This is a genomic window from uncultured Fretibacterium sp. (assembly GCF_963544685.1).
Classification (GTDB): Bacteria; Synergistota; Synergistia; order Synergistales; family Aminobacteriaceae; genus CAJPSE01.
Window position 1 is genome coordinate 1 of record NZ_CAUUGJ010000053.1, and the last position, 15,712, is coordinate 15,712.

The window sequence follows — 15,712 nt, forward strand, 5'->3', positions numbered from 1 at the left end:
CCCCCCCCCCCCGGCCCCCACCGCGACCCTGCCGGCCCCGGCCGTCACGGCGGCCCTCTGCCCGGCGGGCGTGTCCGGCGGGAGCAGCAGGGGGTCCCAGAAGCCCTCCAATTTATCCATGAGCCCGCATCCTTTCCCGACACAAGGCCGATGCCTCGATTGGTTTCAACGAAGATAATCCCGGTCCCGGATCGCTCGCGGGCGAGGGGAGCGAGAACGATACGGCGCGCGAAAGATCCGGAATCGGGGTCGCGATTCATTTATTGTACCGCTTGATTCGGCCCTCGAAGGGGGCCGGAGCTTCCATACGGGACGAATTTCTATATAATCGGGGTTGCACGCCGCGGGGTATCGCGCTTTCGCGCGAAAGCGGAGCGTGCTATCATGGCCGGTGAAAAAATGCAAAAACATGAAAAACCCGACAAAAAGAAAAACGCGACAAAAAACGGAGCATTGCGGAGGGGTTTGACATGACGGAGGTCGACATGATGGATGAAAGGGCGCGCGTTCTCGAGAAGCTGGACGAGCTGGGGGTCGCCTACGAGATGGATGTCCACGAGCCGGTCTATACCATCGAGGCGATGGTGGCGCTGGGGCTGGACAAGAAGGGGATTGTCGTCAAGAACCTCTTCCTGAGGGACGCCAAGGGCAAGCGTCATTTCCTGGTGGTCCTGCCCGGCGACAGGCAGGGGGATCTCAAGGCGATCCGGGACCAGCTGGGCAGCACGGCCCTCAGCTTCGGCTCCGAGGAGCGCCTGATGCGGTGCCTGAAGCTGACCAAGGGAGCGGTCTCGCCTCTGGGGATCCTCAACGACGCGGAACACGCCGTCGAGGTGGTCGTCGACCGGGCCCTGGTGGGGGCGGAACGCTTGGGCGTACACCCCAACGACAATACCGCCACGCTCTGGCTCTCCTACGACGGGCTCCGCAAGGTCATCGACCACTGCGGCAACACGGTGCACTTCATCAGACTGTAGGACGTCGCCCTTGGACGCACCCTGAATCGGATATCCGGGAAAAATTCAAGACTTGATTTTTCGGCGCGTTTGGGGTCTTCCACAAAGTCCACTTGTCCACAATGAGGCGACGAGTGAACGTCTCAAGCCCGTTTGGGGAATTTTATCCACCTTCTTATCCACTTATTCACAGGGGGACGGGTATCAGGAAATCAACATGGGGGCTTTATGGGGACTCTGAATTGAAGCGAGGTCATGTTTTTGTTTAATCTGTTCAGGAAAATTCTGCGCCGTATGACGCAGCTGCTTCTCCTTTCGCTCCCGCTCCTGCTTCTGGCGGCGGCCGGCCTCGTCTGGCTGCCGACGGGCCGCTGGCTGCTGCTGCCGATCGTCCGGCACATCGGCTCCGGACTCGTGCCCTCCCTTCGCGTGGAGGGGGTGGAGGGGTCCCTCTACGGAGGGTACACGGTGACGGGGGCGGCGCTCGTATCGGGCGACGCCGCCCTGCTGGAGCTTAGGAGCCTCTCCGTGCGCCCGAACTGGCACTCCATCCTGAGCGGGAACCCCTGGCCGGAGGCCTTGGAGCTGGAGGGGCTGAGCACCGACGTGGAGAGCCTTCGGAGCCTGGCGGACCGGTTCGGCGGAGGGGCGGCCTCGTCGGAGCCTCTGCACGTCCTCCCGGTGCGCATCTCGGTTCGGGACGCCGCCGTCGCCTCCCCCTGGGGAGCCCTGAATCTGACCTCGCTGGACCTCTCGGAACAGGGGGGGCTCGTTCTGCGCTCGACTTTCGGGGAACTCCCGCTGGAGGCGGACGCGGCCATCGGCTTCTCGCCGCTCGAGGTGGTCTCCAGCGACGTCAGAATAGGGGAGGGGAAGGGCTCCTTCATGGGGCGCATCGAGCAGCCCTTCGACCTCCGCGGCGACCTCTCGGCCCTGTCCCTGGGCTCCCTTCTGGAGCTCCTGCCCGGCAGTGCCGACCTCCGCGGGACGGGGAGGCTCGACGGCCGTTTCTCGGTCAGAGGGACCGTGGACGATCTCGAGGCCGGCGGCGTGCTCTCCCTGACGCGCGCGAGCGTCAGGGACGTTCCCCTTGAGCTCCGCCTCCCCTGGAACTGGTCCGGGGGGGTGCTGGCCGTGCCGGATGCGGCGTTCCGCAGCCTCTCCGCCGACGCGTCCCTGGCCCTGTCGGCGGACCTGAGGACAGGGACCTCGGGCCTTCGCCTGGCCGCACGCGGCTCCGCCAAAGGGGTATCCCTGAAAAACATCGGCCGCCTTCTCGCGCCCCAGGCCGGCCTGGCCGGCGAGGGGGGACAGGTGCGGTTCGACCTGACCGCCGACGCCTCGGGCAGCGTCTCGGGCGATCTCTCGGCGAGTCTGCCCGAGGTGGCCGCGGGCGGGAAGCGGCTGGTCCGGAACCTGACCGCCGACATACGTCTGACCCCCGGGGCCCCCCCCCGCATCGTCTGCGACGGCGAGGTCTTCGGGGGCCGCGTCCGAGGCAGGGGAGAGGCCCTGCGGAGGAACGGCGCCCTGCGGCCGGAGATGTCCTTCACCGCGACGGAACTCGATACCGCCCTGATGGCGGCCGTCTTCCCCGCTCTGGCCGCCGCGGCCCCGTCGGGGAAGCTGGCCCTCACCGTCCGGGTCGACGAGGCGATGGCCGTCTCGGGGACCCTGAGCTCCTCCGGCCTTACGGCTGGAGGGGTGACGGTCCGCGACCTGAGCGCCTCCCTGCGCTGCGCCGACGGGCAGGCGCTCCTGGAGCGCCTGGAGGGGCGCATCGGGAAGGCGCCGCTGTCCCTGTCGGGGACGGCGGACCTTCGGCGAAAGGAGCTCGGCTTCGAGGGGCGGGTCCTGGGGCTCGACCCCCGGTCCATCCCGCAGATCGCCTCGCAGGTCAGGGGGCTCCTGGACGTCAAGGCCTTCGTCGGCGGCTCGTTCGCGGATCCCCGCGTGACGGTCCACCTGGTCGGGAAGGATACCCGCGTGGCGGGCGTCCCCCTACGCGGCCTCAAGCTGTCGGTCTCCTATGCGGACGGCCGCCTGACGCTGCCGGAGTCCGCGCTGAACCTGCCCGGAGGAACGCTGAACCTTCAAGGGGTCGTCGCCCTGCCGAAGGAGGGAAAACCACAGCTCGACCTCTCCGGGAGACTGAACGGGCTGAATCTGGCCTCCCTGCCCGGGGCGGGGAAGCCGCAGGGCCTGGAGGGCATGCTTCAGGGGAGCTTCAAGGTTTCGGGGCCCGCGGACTCGGCGGCGCTCTCCGCATCGCTTCGGGGAACGGGCATTCGGGCCGGCGGCGTCCCCATGGACAGGCTGGAGCTCGACCTGCGGGGAACGACGAGGGAGATCCGCGTCAACCGCCTCTCGGCGTCGCTCGGCAAGGGGACGCTCGAGGGGAAGGGGTCGGTCTCCCTGTCGGCGCGGAACCCCATGGACCGCAAGCTCGACGTCAGGCTGGCCGTGAGGGACCTGTCGCTCCGGGCGCTCCTGAATCCCTTCGTGCCCGATGCCCCGGTGGGCGGCATCCTCAACGGTTCCCTCACCCTTCAGGGCTCGCCCGCAAAACCCGAGGCGACCCTGCGGTTCGATACGCCCCTGACGATCCGGGAGACGATTGTCGACCGCCTGGCGCTGTCGGTGCAGTCCTCGGGGAAGAATCGCTTTGCGCTGCACGCCAGCGGCAAGCTCGGGGACTTCGGGCTCGCCGTCAAGGGGGACGTTCGGCGGGAGGGCCGGGGCTGGCGCTACTCCGTGACGACGGATCCTCTGGACCTGGACCGGATGCTCTCGGCCAAGTCCCCGTCCCTGAAGGGCAAATTGGCCGGACGGATGACGGCGAAGCTGACGGGGGCCGTCGGGGCGGAGAAGGACGGAGCGCTGCCGTCCGTCGCCGTGTCCCTGTCCATCCCCAAGCTGACGGCCTCGGGGATGACCGTTACGGACATCGCGCTGCCCTTCCGGGTCTCCGGCGGAAAGGCTACCCTGAGCGGGGGAAGGGCGGTGTTCTGCAAGGGGGCGGTCCGGGCCGATGCCGACGTGAACCTGGCGGAGTCGAAGTGGCAGGGTACCGCCAAAGTGAGCGGACTGGACCTTGGGGACCTGACCCGTCCCTTCCTGCCCGAGGGCGAGCTGGTCGGCAGCGCGGACGCCAACGTCCGCCTGAAGGGCAACTTCGGGACCCTGATGATGGTCTTCGCCAACGGCGGCTTCACGACGGGCGGAGGGTACCTCCATAAGGTGGAGATGATCGAGACCATATCGCCGATCAAACGCATCACCTTCGAGACGATTCGGGGGACGTTCTTCTGGGACGGCTCGGACCTCTGGCTGAACCCGGGGACCCAGGCCACGGCAGGGCCCGGCGAACCCCTTTACCGCTATTTCTCGGTCAACGGACCGCTCGGGATACCCGGCAAGGGACTGAAGCTGGTCTGCAAGGGCCGTTTCGACATACAGCTGCTGAACAGGGTGCTGGGCGCCCTGAAGGGCGTGTTTCAGTATTTCACCGGCGGCCTCTCGAACGGCGACCTGCTCAAAAACGTCGTGGGTAAGGCGCTGGGCATCAAGAAACGGGACTTTCAGGACGTATCCTTCGTCCTGGCGGGCGGTTGGTCGAACCTTCAGCTGCTGAACCTCAGGATCGACAAGCCGCTGAAGGACTACCTGCCCCTGGAAAAACTCAACAGGACCGAGGAGCAGAGGGGGGACGGCGCACAGTTTCGCCTGAACCTGAAGTTCCCGACCGGCCCCGGCGCAGAGGGCGGGGAGGACCGTACAACAGAGGACCAGTTCAAGGAGCAGCTGCTGGACAACCTGCTCAACATCGGGAATTGACGGAGGGGAAGGGCAAAAACTTCCCTTCTCCGGTCGGCCTGGATCGACCCTGCGCCCCGTCACTTCCCGTAGCGCGCCATCAGGTACTCGTCGGCGTGGACGCCGTTCTTGACGGCGGCGTACCGCTTCGTCCCCTCGACGACGAATCCCAGGGACTCGTACAGGCGGACGGCCCGCTCGTTGTCCGTGAATACCGAGAGCTCCACGCGCTTCAGCATCAGCCAGGGAAGCGCTGATTAAAACAAGGATGCATATTTTGCCGAAGGGAAATATGCAAAACATCTATGAACAAAAATCTTCAGCGCTTCCCTTAAAATTAACATGGGGGCTTTGCCCCCATGCCCCCACGCCGCTATCCCGATAGCGGCGGCCCCGGCAAGTTTTTTACTTAAAACTGGCAAGCTGGGGTACCACAGGGGGGCTTCATGGATTAAATCAGCGTCTTCCTAGTTGTCCGCTATATCCAGCAGGGCCTCCATCAGCGCCCTGCCGATGCCGCGCCCCTGATAGTCGGTGTGGACCATGATGCCCACGCCCGCCGTGTGCCGCTGGCGCGCCATGGCCGGGACGATGAGCCCCGCCATGCCGACGGCACGGCCGTCGACCTCGGCCACCATCAGGTGCTCCTTGATGTTGTGGATGAAGTCCTCCGTGTCCGTGACGCGCTCGCTGGGCAGCGCCAGGATGTTCTCCCGGACCCCCTCCAGGACACGCAGCGTGTGGATGTCTGGAGCGTCCTCGATCCGTGCCGGGCGAATCGTCACGCCCCCGTTCCCTGCGCCTTCGTCCGTCTTCGCCATCCTCGATCCCGTCCTTTCGCCGAATGGATTTGCGGAACATTATACCGCGTACGCGAGACCCCTATCTTGTGGGGTCCAGCCCACGCTCCATCAGCCCCAGGACGACGTCCGCACAGACGGCCATCAGGGCGGTGGGGAGCGCGCCGGCGATGATGATGGCGCTGCCGTTGGCGACGTTGACGCCGCGCGAGATGATGTCGCCCAGCCCGCCGGCGCCGATGAAGGTTCCGATGGTCGTGACGCCGACGGCGACCACCAGCGCGTTGCGCACCCCGGCCATGATGACCGAAAGGGCCAGGGGGAGCTCCACCCTGAGGACCGTCTGGAGCGCCGTCATGCCCATCCCCCTGGCGGAGTCCAGGATCTGGGGCGGGATACCGCGGATGCCGGCGCAGGTGTTCCTGACGATGGGCAGCAGCGAGTAGAGCAGCACCGTCGCGATGACGGTGCGGGCCCCGAGGCCCAGGCCCAGCATCAGGATGGACATCAGGGCCAGGGACGGGACGGTCTGGATGACGTTCGCCGCGCCGACGACCCATCGGGCCAGGCGCCCCCTTCGGGCGATCAGGAACCCCGTGGGAATGGCGACCGCGGACGCGAGGAGGACCCCGCAGACCGAGATCAGGAAGTGCCTCCAGAACTGCTCCAGCACGTAGCCCCCGTTGAGCGAATAATAGGCGAGCGTCTCCCTCAGAAGCTCCATCCCCTCGTCTCCTTTCGTTCCGGAGGCTCCGGACGGGCGTCGGAGCTCTCGAAATAGCCGTGTTCCTCCAGGAAGAGCCGGGCCACGTTGTGGGGCTCGACCAGCTCCTCGTCGGCCATGCGGTTCATCCTCCGCATCCGGGGGCCGTCCACCGTCCCGGCAAGCCGCATGAGGACCGAGTCGAGCTGCGGGTGCGCCTCGAGGACGCGGTGCGTGGCGACGGGGCTGGCGTCGTAGGGCGGGAACAGGCGGCGGTCGTCCTCCAGGAGCACCAGGCCGCAGGTGTCGATGCGCCCGTCCGTGGAGTAGCCCAGGACCACGTCCATCTCCCCGGCGCGCACGGCCCCGTAGACCAGTCCTATCTCCATCGGGAACACCCGCTTGAAGTCGAACCCGTATATCCTCCTGAAGTCGCGGTAGCCGTCGCCCTTGCGCTCCATCCATGAGGTATCCACCCCAAGCTTCATGCCGGGCGCGATGCGGGCCAGGTCGCTGACCGTCCTCAGCCCCTCCCGCTCGGCGAGTTCGCGCGGCACCATGAAGGCATAGGTGTTCGCGAACCCCCAGGAGGGGTACCATTTTTCGCGGTAGCGCTTCTCGTACTCCCGGACCACGATCTCCAGCGCCTCCCTGGGGTCCGTCGTCATCGGCAGGCCCAGCTCCCCGGTCAGGGACGTCCCGGTGTACATGGCCCCGGACAGGTTGACGTCCCCGTTGTCGAGCGCCCTGCGGATCAGGACGGTGGACCCGAGGTTGTTCAACAGCTCCACCCGGACCCCCGGAAGATGGCGCCGGATCATCTGGGCGGTTATCTCGGCCAGGATCTGGCGCTCGGTCGTGTTGCCGCCCGCTACGACGATGCCGCCCTCCGGGGCGTCCCTTTCCGGCCGCATCGTAAGAAGCGCCGCGCCCGTCAGGACCGCCAGGAGGAGGAGTATCCGATATGCGTTTTTCCTGTGCTTCATGTTCGGCCTCCTTTCCGAAATCCAAGTGGGAAGTGTATCAGGGCCGGGACCGGAGCTTGGGGGACAGGGCGGCCTCGACCCGCCCCATCAGGGAATCCGTCAGGATCGCCAGGAGGGTGACGGGCAGGGTCCCCCAGACGATCATGGGGGGGATGTAGTTGTTCAGCCCCGTGAAGATGAAGTCGCCCAGGCCGCCGGCCCCGATGTAGGATGCGAGGGTCGCCCAGGAGACGACGTACACGCCGGAGGTCCGCACCCCCGCCATGATCACGGGCGCCGCCAGCGGTAGCCGGACCCGGAAGAGCCTCTGCAGAGAGGTCATGCCCATGCCCCTGGCCGCGTCCACGACGCTGCGGTCCACACCCTCGAGGCCCAGACAGGTGTTGCGGACGATCGGCAGCAGCGAGTAGACGAACAGCGCCGCGACGGCGGGCGGCCTGCCGACGCCCAGGAGCGGGATCATGACGGCCAGCAGGGCCAGGGAGGGGATCGTCTGGAGGATCGAGACCAGTCCGATGACGGCCCCCGAGATGCGTCTGAAGCGCGTGAGCAGCATCCCCAGGGGGACCGCGGCTGCGGTGCCGGCGGCCAGGGCCGAGGCCGAGATGCAGAGGTGCTCCCAGGTCTTCAGCAGCAGGGCCGTATGGTTCCTCAGGATGAAGTCAAGCATCGGGCGCTCCCTCCTGGGGCTCGTCCGTCGTCTGGACGGTGTCCTCCCGAATCGCGTCCTCGTCCGCGCCCCATACGTTGGCGTAGATGTCCTCGACCAGCGAGGCGCGCGTCACGACCCCGACCAGCCGGTTCTCGCCGTCGACGACCGGCAGGTAGCGATAGTTCAGATGGACGATCCAGTGGAGGGCGTCGCGGATCAGGGTGTCCTGGGCGATGAAGGAGGCCGGCTTCATGATCGTCTCGATCCGGTCCTGCATCAGGTCGGTCCGTTCGCCCTCCCGGCCGGTGCGGCCGGACTGTCGGGCCTGCTTGACGCTGACCTTCTCGATGTCGAAGATGTCGACCACGCCCTGGATCACCCCGTCCGGGTCGGTCACGAAGAGCGTCTCCGCCCGGTGCCGGCGCATGAGCCTCAGGGCGTCGCGGATGCTTTGCTCGCTCGTGACGAGGGCCGGATCCCTCACCATGACCTCGTCGACCGTGCGCAGCGCCAGGCGGGCCTCGTTGAGGCGGTCCTCGCCCAGAAGGCTCTCCACAAAGGCGTTGGCGGGGTTTTGCAGGATGTTTTCCGGCGCGTCGAACTGCACCACGCGTCCCTTGTCCATGATGACGATGCGGTCGGCAAGGGCCAGGGCCTCGTCCATATCGTGGGTGACGAAGACGACGGTCTTCCCCAGCTCCTTCTGGAGCCTCTTGATCAGCTGCTGGAGGGAGTCGCGCGTGATGGGGTCGAGCGCGCCGAAGGGCTCGTCCATCAGGATGATCTCGGGGTCCGCGGCCAGCGCCCGAATGACGCCCACTCGCTGCTGCTGCCCGCCGGAGAGCTCCGCGGGGTAGCGCTCCAGAAAGCTCTCGTCCAGCCCCACGCGCTTCATGAGCCTCTTCGCCGCGGCGCGCCGGCGCTCCTCGTCCCACTTCAAAAGGCTGGGGACCAGCGTGACGTTCTCGTAGATCGTCATGTGGGGCATCAGGCCGATCTGCTGGATCACGTAGCCGATCCGGCGGCGCAGCCGCACCGCGTCCATGGTCGCGATGTCGCGTCCGTTCAGGAGGATCGTTCCGCTCGTCGGCTCCGTCATGCGGTTGATCATGCGCATGCAGGTGGTCTTTCCGCTGCCGCTGGTGCCGATGAAGACGATGAACTCCCCCTCGTTGAAGGTGAGGGTCACGTCCTCCACGGCGGGCTTGTCGCCCTGGTAGGTCTTCGATACGTTTTTGAACTCGAGCATATATCAGGCTCCTTTCTTCCTTCTCCCTTTTCTGTGCCTCCTCTTCGCGTCTCCTTTTTCGTCGGCATGCGGCCCCGGCTGTGGGGTCGAGTATGCGGTTACACCCCACTCAATAGTACAACGGAAAATGTCTTTGCTGAAAAGGGCCGAATGGCCCTTTGAGAACTGGATGAACCTACGGGGATCGGGCTGTGTGGGACAGGTGAGAGAAAAGAAAAAGGGAGGAGCGGGACGGGCCCGCTCCTCCCGGGAAATTCGTCGGCCTACGCCCCCGGCGTCAGGAGCGTCAGGATGTCCTCCGCCGTCGAGCCCGCGAACATCTCATGGGTGGAGAGCCCCTCGAGGGCCTTCTCCAGGGCGGTGCGCGTGTAGGGGGTACCGACGAGACGCTCCAGCAACGGGGCGTAGTCCCCGCTGCCGAAATAGTCCCCGCGCAGTTCACAGCCGGTGATGATCCCCTTGTCCACCTCGAGGTAGGCCTCCACGCCGCCCCAGGGGAAGCGCGCCCTCTTGCGCTCGGTGAACTCCGGCGACTCGCCGTAGTTCCAGTCCCAGGTGGAATATTTCTCTCTCATGAGCGTCTCCACCTCCGCACGGTCGTCCGGCGTCAGCCCGCGCGGGGTCAGCCCCTCGATCCGCGCCTCCAGGAGTGAGATGAAGTCGGCGGCGGTCTGGGCCTGGGGCAGGGAGTCGCGGATGTTGCCCACCCGCGCGCGGACGGACTTGACGCCCTTGCTTCGGAACTTCTCCTGGGAGACCTTCAGGGCCTGCGACAGGACGTCCAGGTCGCTGTCGAAGAGCAGCGTGCCGTGGTGGAGCAGGATGCCCCCGCGCCGGTACTGGGCGCCGCCCGACACCTTCTTGCCGCCGATGGCGATGTCGTTGCGTCCCGACAGCTCCGCGTCCGCGCCGAGGGAGCGAAGCGCCCGGATGATCGGCTCCGTGAAGAAGGCGAAGTTGAACTCCCCCTCGCGGTCCGCCATGACGAAGCTGTAGTTGATGTTGCCGAGGTCGTGATAAACCGCCCCGCCGCCCGAGTTGCGCCGCACGACGTGGATGCCGCGCTCGCGGACGAAGTCGGCGTTGATCTCCTCGAGCGTATTCTGGAAGCGGCCCACGATGATGGACGGCTCGTTCTGCCACAGCATGAAGAACTCGCATCCCTCCCGGGCGGCCATCCGGCAGAGGTACTCCTCCAGCGCCAGGTTGTGCTGCGGACGGTGATCGCGATTTTCGATGACGTACATGGTGATCCTCCCGAGAAATGATGAATTTGGAACCGGAGCGGGGAGGAACGCCCCTCCCGTCCCCTCCGCCGCGATACAAAAATGCAGCCGTACCCTCGGTTGAGAGTACGGCTGCGTCCGTCGAAAGGTAGGTTAATAGCCCTTCAAAGTCAGGTTTCTGGCGGCCAGGGTCTCGTCCGGGCGCGCGATCATCGTGTTCTGAGGCGTGTTCTTGACCACGTCCGGGTTCGACTTCGCCTCCTCGGCGATCGCCTTCATCGCGTCGATGAACCCGTCCAAGTCGCCCTTGGACTCGGTGTCCGTCGGCTCGATCATGATGGCGCTGTCAACCACCAGCGGGAAGTACGTTGTGGGCGGATGATAACCGCAGTCGATCAGGCGCTTGGCGATGTCCATCGTCGTCACGCCGTTCTTCTGCTGGATCGCGTCGTTGAAGATGACCTCATGCAGGCTGTCCTGCGGGAAGGGCAGGTTGTAGACCCCCTTCAGCCCCGCCTTGATGTAGTTGGCGTTGAGGACCGCCGCCTCGGTCGCCGCCTTGAGGTCGTGCCCCATGGTGCGCGTGTAGGCCAGTGCCCGCACCAAGACGGCGAAGTTGCCGAAAAACGCCTGAAGGCGTCCGATGGAGAGCGGCAGGTCGGAGCAGAGCGTGTAGCGGTCTCCCTCCTTGCGGATGCGAGGGGAGGGCAGGAAGGGCTCCAGCGCCTCGCCCACCACGACGGGGCCCGCGCCGGGGCCGCCGCCGCCGTGCGGCGTGGAGAGGGTCTTGTGGACGTTGAAGTGCATCACGTCGACCCCCATCTTGGCGACGTTCACGTAGCCCATCAAGGCGTTCATGTTGGCGCCGTCGCCGTAGACCAGCCCGCCCTTCTCGTGGATGATCTTGGAGATCTCGGCCACGTGGCGCTCGAAGATGCCCAGGGTGTTGGGGTTGGTCAGCATGATGCCGGCCGTGTCCTCGTCCATGATCTCGCGGATGGACTCGGGGGTGACGATCCCGTCCTTGTTCAGCTCGACCGGGACGGGCGTGTAGCCGCAGATCGCCGCGGACGCCGGGTTCGTGCCGTGCGCCGTGCTGGGCATGATCACCTTTTTGCGCTGCTTGCCCTTGTGCGCGTGGTAGGCGTGGATCATCAGCATCCCCGTCAGCTCGCCCTGAGCGCCCGCCGAGGGCTGGAGCGACGCGGCCTTCATTCCGGTGAGCTTGAGCAGGTCCTGCTCAAGCTCGTACATGAGCTTGAGGGCGCCCTGGAAGCAGGCCTCCGGCATGAGGGGATGGACGTTCGCGAAGCCGGGCAGAGAGGCCATGCGCTCGTTGATCTTGGGGTTGTACTTCATGGTGCAGGAGCCCAGCGGGTACATCCCCGTGTCGACCCCGAAGTTCCACGTGGAGAGGCGCGTATAGTGACGGATGACGTCGACCTCGGACAGCTCCGGCAGTTTCGGGGCCGGTCCCGTCAGGGAGGCGTCCAGCTTGCTCTCCGGGACATCCTGGGAGGGAATGCTGATCCCCACGCGACCCTTGCTCGCTCGCTCCCACAGAAGCGCTTCTTTAAAGGCCAGGCCTTTGGTTCCGGGATAGCCGCCCATAATCAGGCCACCTCCTTCAGGAATGCGTCGATTTCCTCGCGGGTGTGGACTTCCGTCGCGCAGAAGAGCCACGCCCCCTTGTACTCCGGATAGTACTTGCCCAAGTCGAGCCCCGCGACGAAGCCCTTCTTCGCCAGCTCATCGTAGCGCTTCTCGAAGCCGGCCGGGGCCTTCATGGCGAACTCGTTGAAGAACGGCGAGTCGAAGAGCGGCTTGAAGCCCGCCTTCTCGAGCCCCGCCTTGAGGTAGGCGGCCTTGTCGTGGTTCAGCTTCGCGATGGCGTGAAGTCCCTCGCTCCCGGCGGAGGCCATGTACATCGCCGCCGTCAGGGCGTTGTGGCCGGAGTTGGTGCAGATGTTCGACGTGGCCTTCTCGCGGCGGATGTGCTGCTCGCGGGCCGCGAGGGTCAGGACGAAGCAGCGGTTGCCGTTCTTGTCCGTGGTCTCCCCCACCAGGCGTCCCGGGACGGAACGCACGTTCTTCATGGAACAGGCCAGCATGCCCACGCCGGGGCCGCCGGCGCTCAGGGGAATGCCGAAGCTGCTGCCCTCGCCGCAGACGATGTCGGCGCCGCAGCTGCCGGGGTTCTTGAGCAGCCCCCAGGCCATGGCCTCGGAGAAGGAGGCGATCAGCAGGATCCCCTTGTCGTGAGCCGCCTTGGCCGCGGCCTCGAGGTCCTCGATCACGCCGGCGAAGTTGGGGGACTGCACGACCAGGGCCGAGACGCCGTCGGGGATCTTGCTGAAGTCGGTGCGGCCGTCCGGGAGGACGGGCACCTCGACGGCCTCGAAGCCCGCGGGCCGGAAGTAGGTCTTCATCGCCTGGATGTAATGGGGGTGGTTCAGGCGGGAGTAGGCCACCTTCGGCTTCTTCTTGACGTGGATGGCCATGATCGCGGCCTCCGCCAGGGCGTTGGCGCCGTCGTACATGGAGGCGTTGGCGACCTCCATGCCCAGCAGGTTGGCCGTCATCGTCTGGAACTCGAAGATGGCCTGAAGCGTCCCCTGGCTGACCTCCGGCTGATAGGGGGTGTAGGAGGTCAGGAACTCGGAGCGGCTCGAGAGGTAGGGGATGTGGGCCGGGATGTGGTGGGGATAGCACCCGGCGCCGAGGAACGCCACGCTGTCGCAGTTGGCCTCGGCCATGGCGCCGAGCTCGGCCGTCAGCTCCCACTCGGTGCGGGGCTTGATGTCGATGGGACCGTCCATACGCACCTCAGCCGGGATGGTCGAGAAGAGATCCTCGACTTTTTTGACTCCGATCGTATCCAGCATCGCCCGGAGATCTTCCGGGGTGTGGGACAGGTATCTCATGGGATACGCCCCCTTTCGTCAATGATCGAGTGTCTTGACGTAATCTTTGTAGGCGTCGACCTTCATCAGGGCATCAAAGTCCTTGCTGTCGGGCACCTCGATCTCAACCATCCAAGCCGCCCCGTAGGGGTCCGTGTTCACCAGGTCCGGGGAGTCCGCAAGGGCCTCGTTGACCTTGACGACCTTGCCGGAGACGGGAGCGTTGAGGTCGCTGACCGCTTTGGTGGACTCCAGGGAACCGAAGGCCGCGCCGGCCTTGGTGGACGCGCCCACGTCGGGGAGCTCGACGTAGACGATGTCGCCCAGGGCGCCCTGAGCGTAGTCGTCCACGCCCACGACAACGACGTTGCCGTTCTTCTTCGCCCACTCGTGGGTCTTCGTGTAGGAAACATCCGCTTTGAAATTCAGCTCGTCAAACGCTTTCACAGGGTATTCCTCCTTAATAATGTATTCACGAACGGAGCCTGTTGTTGCCGGAACACGCGCATTTCCCTCCGCCGGTCGCCCCGAGATTTCCTCCGCTCGGGATCAGATGGCGACGCGGGCCGTGCGGCCCGGACGGATGTCGGCGACGACCTCCACCTCGATGGAACGGCGGTCGTCCTTCAGGGTGATCTTCGTGCCGGGCTCGAGCTTGCGGTCCACCCGAACATAGCCTGCGACGAGACCCTTCGGCTTGAAGTCCGCCGGCTTGTCGGGACTCGAGGTGCTGACGATCTTGCCGTTCACCCGGCTGCACGCCACCTCCACGCAGCAGGTGGTGACGACTCCGATGTCCTTGCCGTCAAGCAACACCCTGGCGCCATGGTGGGCGTCCACCTTGCGCGGGTCGAAGCCACAGTAGGGCAGGGTATAGCTCTCGGGGGGATTGTCGTAGACGGTCGAGCCGAGGAAGGATTTGGTCAGCTTGCCCTCCTTGTCGCGGGGCAGGGCGAAGTCCCAGGGGGTGTGGACGAAGGGCCACGGGCCGATGTCCTGCTGGGAGAGCGGAAGGACCGCACCCATCCGCAGGGAGTCGCGGGAGGCCAGACCGCAGGGAAGGATGTCGTCCCCGCCCGCCGCGACGAGCGCGTTCCACACGTCGACGGTCTTGCCGATCGGGCAGAGGATCTCGAAGCCGAGCTCCCCGGTGTAGCCGGTGCGGGAGAGCAGTACGGGGATATCCCCCTTCAGGCGCACGTCCTTGTTCTTCGCGGCGTCGTAGTCGCCCAGGAAGTGGAAGTACTTGAGTCCGTCGATGGAGCCCTTCTCGAGGACCTTGCGCAGGATCTCCGCGGACTTGGGGCCCTGGAGGTCGATCTTGCCGAACACGCCGTCCTCGTTCTTCACGTCGGCCTTGAAGGAGCCCATGTGCTTTTTCAGGTGGTCGGCCACGATGGAGGCCCGGTTCGAGTTGACGACCAGCAGGTAGTCCTCCCGGTTCTCGTTCATGTTGTAGACGATGCAGTCGTCCACGACATGGGCCTTCTCGTCGAGGATCATCGTGTAGCCGCAGGCCCCCTTGGCCAGCTTCTCGATGTTGCGGGTCAGGCAGAGCTGAAGGAGCCCGAAGGCGTCCTTGCCCGTCACCCGGACCAGGCACATGTGGCAGATGTCGAAGATGCCGCACTTTTCAACGACAAAAAGGTGTTCCTTCACTGCCCCCGCCTTGTACCACAGGGGCATCTCCCAGCCGCCGAAATCGGTCAGCTGCCCCTCCAGCTTGTGATGCACGTCGTTCAAAGGTGTTTTCTTGATCAAGCAAAATCCCTCCTCACAAGTTCGGATACTTCGCTTTCCCGACAATTCCACCTTTTCCACCGCTTTGAACCGGTTGCACCCTGCCTATCCGAGTGATCCCCAAACGAGCTCCCCGAAGGGGCAGGGAGTGAAAACGAGTTGGGCTTACGGAAGCCTGTCACCATTTTATCATTAGCCTACGGGAAATGGCGAGAGTATGAGAGAAATCCGTGAAAGTTTGCGGAAAAGGCCTGCGGAATGAAAATTTGCAGGGCGGACCTGTCGGGGAGGAGGATCCCGGCCCCCTGTGCACGGTCCGTACGTTTTTCGCATGGGGAGCAGATCCCCGCTCCCCGGGAAGGGCTGCGGAACGGAGGAGGCTTTTCATTTTTTGTTCCTTCCGTGACGCGGGGCAGGGCGTCGTCGTATCGGCCGTCGATAGTCCCGCTCCCACATCGGCCTCTCCTGGACCATCCCATACCCCACAGCATCCAAAGAATACGGGCTTTCCTCGGATCCTCAAACGCGATGGACGGCGATGCCGCCCATCGCGCCATCTGCATCGAGCGGCATCTTCTGGACGGTTGTCGGGCCGTTTGTGCCTGCAGAACTCGTTTAGCGCGGATACCCCAATCCGCAGGCAAAAAAGAGCACCCTGCAGGAACTGTTAGAGAGAACAGT

Annotated in this window: 13 protein-coding genes; 2 read left to right on the top strand and 11 right to left on the bottom strand. The window is 65.3% G+C overall.

Annotation, left to right across the window (positions count from 1 at the left end):
• Positions 1-470: 470 nt before the first annotated feature.
• Positions 471-977, top strand: coding sequence for a prolyl-tRNA synthetase associated domain-containing protein (locus tag ABLA28_RS06440; RefSeq protein WP_347712972.1), 507 nt, complete (start codon positions 471-473; stop codon positions 975-977).
• A 240-nt stretch (positions 978-1,217) separates the two neighbouring features.
• Positions 1,218-4,793, top strand: coding sequence for a hypothetical protein (locus ABLA28_RS06445; protein WP_347712973.1), 3,576 nt, complete (start codon positions 1,218-1,220; stop codon positions 4,791-4,793).
• 59 nt (positions 4,794-4,852) lie between these two features.
• Here ABLA28_RS06445 and ABLA28_RS06450 read toward each other — a convergent pair whose 3' ends face one another.
• From ABLA28_RS06450 to ABLA28_RS06500, 11 genes are all read right to left on the bottom strand, one after another.
• Positions 4,853-5,011: a hypothetical protein gene (locus ABLA28_RS06450; protein ID WP_347712974.1), complete on the bottom strand. Its 159-nt coding sequence runs from the start codon at positions 5,009-5,011 to the stop codon at positions 4,853-4,855.
• Positions 5,012-5,239: 228 nt separating this feature from the next.
• On the bottom strand, positions 5,240-5,593 hold the full coding sequence (locus ABLA28_RS06455) for a GNAT family N-acetyltransferase (RefSeq protein WP_347712975.1): 354 nt from the start codon (positions 5,591-5,593) through the stop codon (positions 5,240-5,242).
• 61 nt (positions 5,594-5,654) lie between these two features.
• Positions 5,655-6,296 carry an ABC transporter permease gene (locus ABLA28_RS06460; protein WP_347712976.1) on the bottom strand — a complete coding sequence of 214 codons (642 nt, stop codon included), beginning with the start codon at positions 6,294-6,296 and terminating at the stop codon, positions 5,655-5,657.
• Positions 6,284-7,261, bottom strand: coding sequence for an osmoprotectant ABC transporter substrate-binding protein (locus ABLA28_RS06465; protein WP_347712977.1), 978 nt, complete (start codon positions 7,259-7,261; stop codon positions 6,284-6,286). Before ABLA28_RS06465 ends, ABLA28_RS06460 begins: the two co-directional genes overlap by 13 nt.
• Before the next feature lie 37 nt (positions 7,262-7,298).
• Positions 7,299-7,931, bottom strand: a complete 633-nt coding sequence (locus ABLA28_RS06470; RefSeq protein WP_347712978.1) for an ABC transporter permease — start codon at positions 7,929-7,931, stop codon at positions 7,299-7,301.
• Positions 7,924-9,162 carry an ABC transporter ATP-binding protein gene (locus ABLA28_RS06475; protein ID WP_347712979.1) on the bottom strand — a complete coding sequence of 413 codons (1,239 nt, stop codon included), beginning with the start codon at positions 9,160-9,162 and terminating at the stop codon, positions 7,924-7,926. Before ABLA28_RS06475 ends, ABLA28_RS06470 begins: the two co-directional genes overlap by 8 nt.
• Positions 9,163-9,425: 263 nt before the next feature.
• A complete protein-coding gene (locus ABLA28_RS06480) occupies positions 9,426-10,409 on the bottom strand; it encodes a lipoate--protein ligase (RefSeq protein ID WP_314717226.1) in 984 nt (327 codons plus the stop codon).
• Between the two features lie 132 nt (positions 10,410-10,541).
• Positions 10,542-11,999 (bottom strand): aminomethyl-transferring glycine dehydrogenase subunit GcvPB, encoded by a 1,458-nt coding sequence (gene gcvPB / locus ABLA28_RS06485; protein WP_347712980.1) that lies wholly within the window; start codon positions 11,997-11,999, stop codon positions 10,542-10,544.
• A 2-nt stretch (positions 12,000-12,001) separates the two neighbouring features.
• A complete protein-coding gene (gcvPA, locus tag ABLA28_RS06490) occupies positions 12,002-13,312 on the bottom strand; it encodes an aminomethyl-transferring glycine dehydrogenase subunit GcvPA (RefSeq protein WP_347712981.1) in 1,311 nt (436 codons plus the stop codon).
• 18 nt (positions 13,313-13,330) lie between these two features.
• Entirely contained in the window at positions 13,331-13,738 is a 408-nt protein-coding gene (gcvH, locus tag ABLA28_RS06495) for a glycine cleavage system protein GcvH (protein WP_347712982.1), read from the bottom strand.
• Positions 13,739-13,840: 102 nt separating this feature from the next.
• The gene (locus tag ABLA28_RS06500) at positions 13,841-15,052 is read right to left on the bottom strand and encodes a hypothetical protein (protein WP_347712983.1); all 1,212 of its coding nucleotides are present in this window, start codon (positions 15,050-15,052) and stop codon (positions 13,841-13,843) included.
• Positions 15,053-15,712 lie beyond the last annotated feature (660 nt).

Bases quoted from the DNA above. Each gene is read 5' to 3' on its own strand.
- ABLA28_RS06440 (WP_347712972.1), top strand. From the start codon at position 471: ATGACGGAGGTCGACATGATGGATGAAAGGGCGCGCGTTCTCGAGAAG.
- ABLA28_RS06450 (WP_347712974.1), bottom strand. From the start codon at position 5,011: ATGCTGAAGCGCGTGGAGCTCTCGGTATTCACGGACAACGAGCGGGCC.
- ABLA28_RS06455 (WP_347712975.1), bottom strand. From the start codon at position 5,593: ATGGCGAAGACGGACGAAGGCGCAGGGAACGGGGGCGTGACGATTCGC.
- ABLA28_RS06460 (WP_347712976.1), bottom strand. From the start codon at position 6,296: ATGGAGCTTCTGAGGGAGACGCTCGCCTATTATTCGCTCAACGGGGGC.
- ABLA28_RS06465 (WP_347712977.1), bottom strand. From the start codon at position 7,261: ATGAAGCACAGGAAAAACGCATATCGGATACTCCTCCTCCTGGCGGTC.
- ABLA28_RS06470 (WP_347712978.1), bottom strand. From the start codon at position 7,931: ATGCTTGACTTCATCCTGAGGAACCATACGGCCCTGCTGCTGAAGACC.
- ABLA28_RS06475 (WP_347712979.1), bottom strand. From the start codon at position 9,162: ATGCTCGAGTTCAAAAACGTATCGAAGACCTACCAGGGCGACAAGCCC.
- ABLA28_RS06480 (WP_314717226.1), bottom strand. From the start codon at position 10,409: ATGTACGTCATCGAAAATCGCGATCACCGTCCGCAGCACAACCTGGCG.
- gcvPB (WP_347712980.1), bottom strand. From the start codon at position 11,999: ATGGGCGGCTATCCCGGAACCAAAGGCCTGGCCTTTAAAGAAGCGCTT.
- gcvPA (WP_347712981.1), bottom strand. From the start codon at position 13,312: ATGAGATACCTGTCCCACACCCCGGAAGATCTCCGGGCGATGCTGGAT.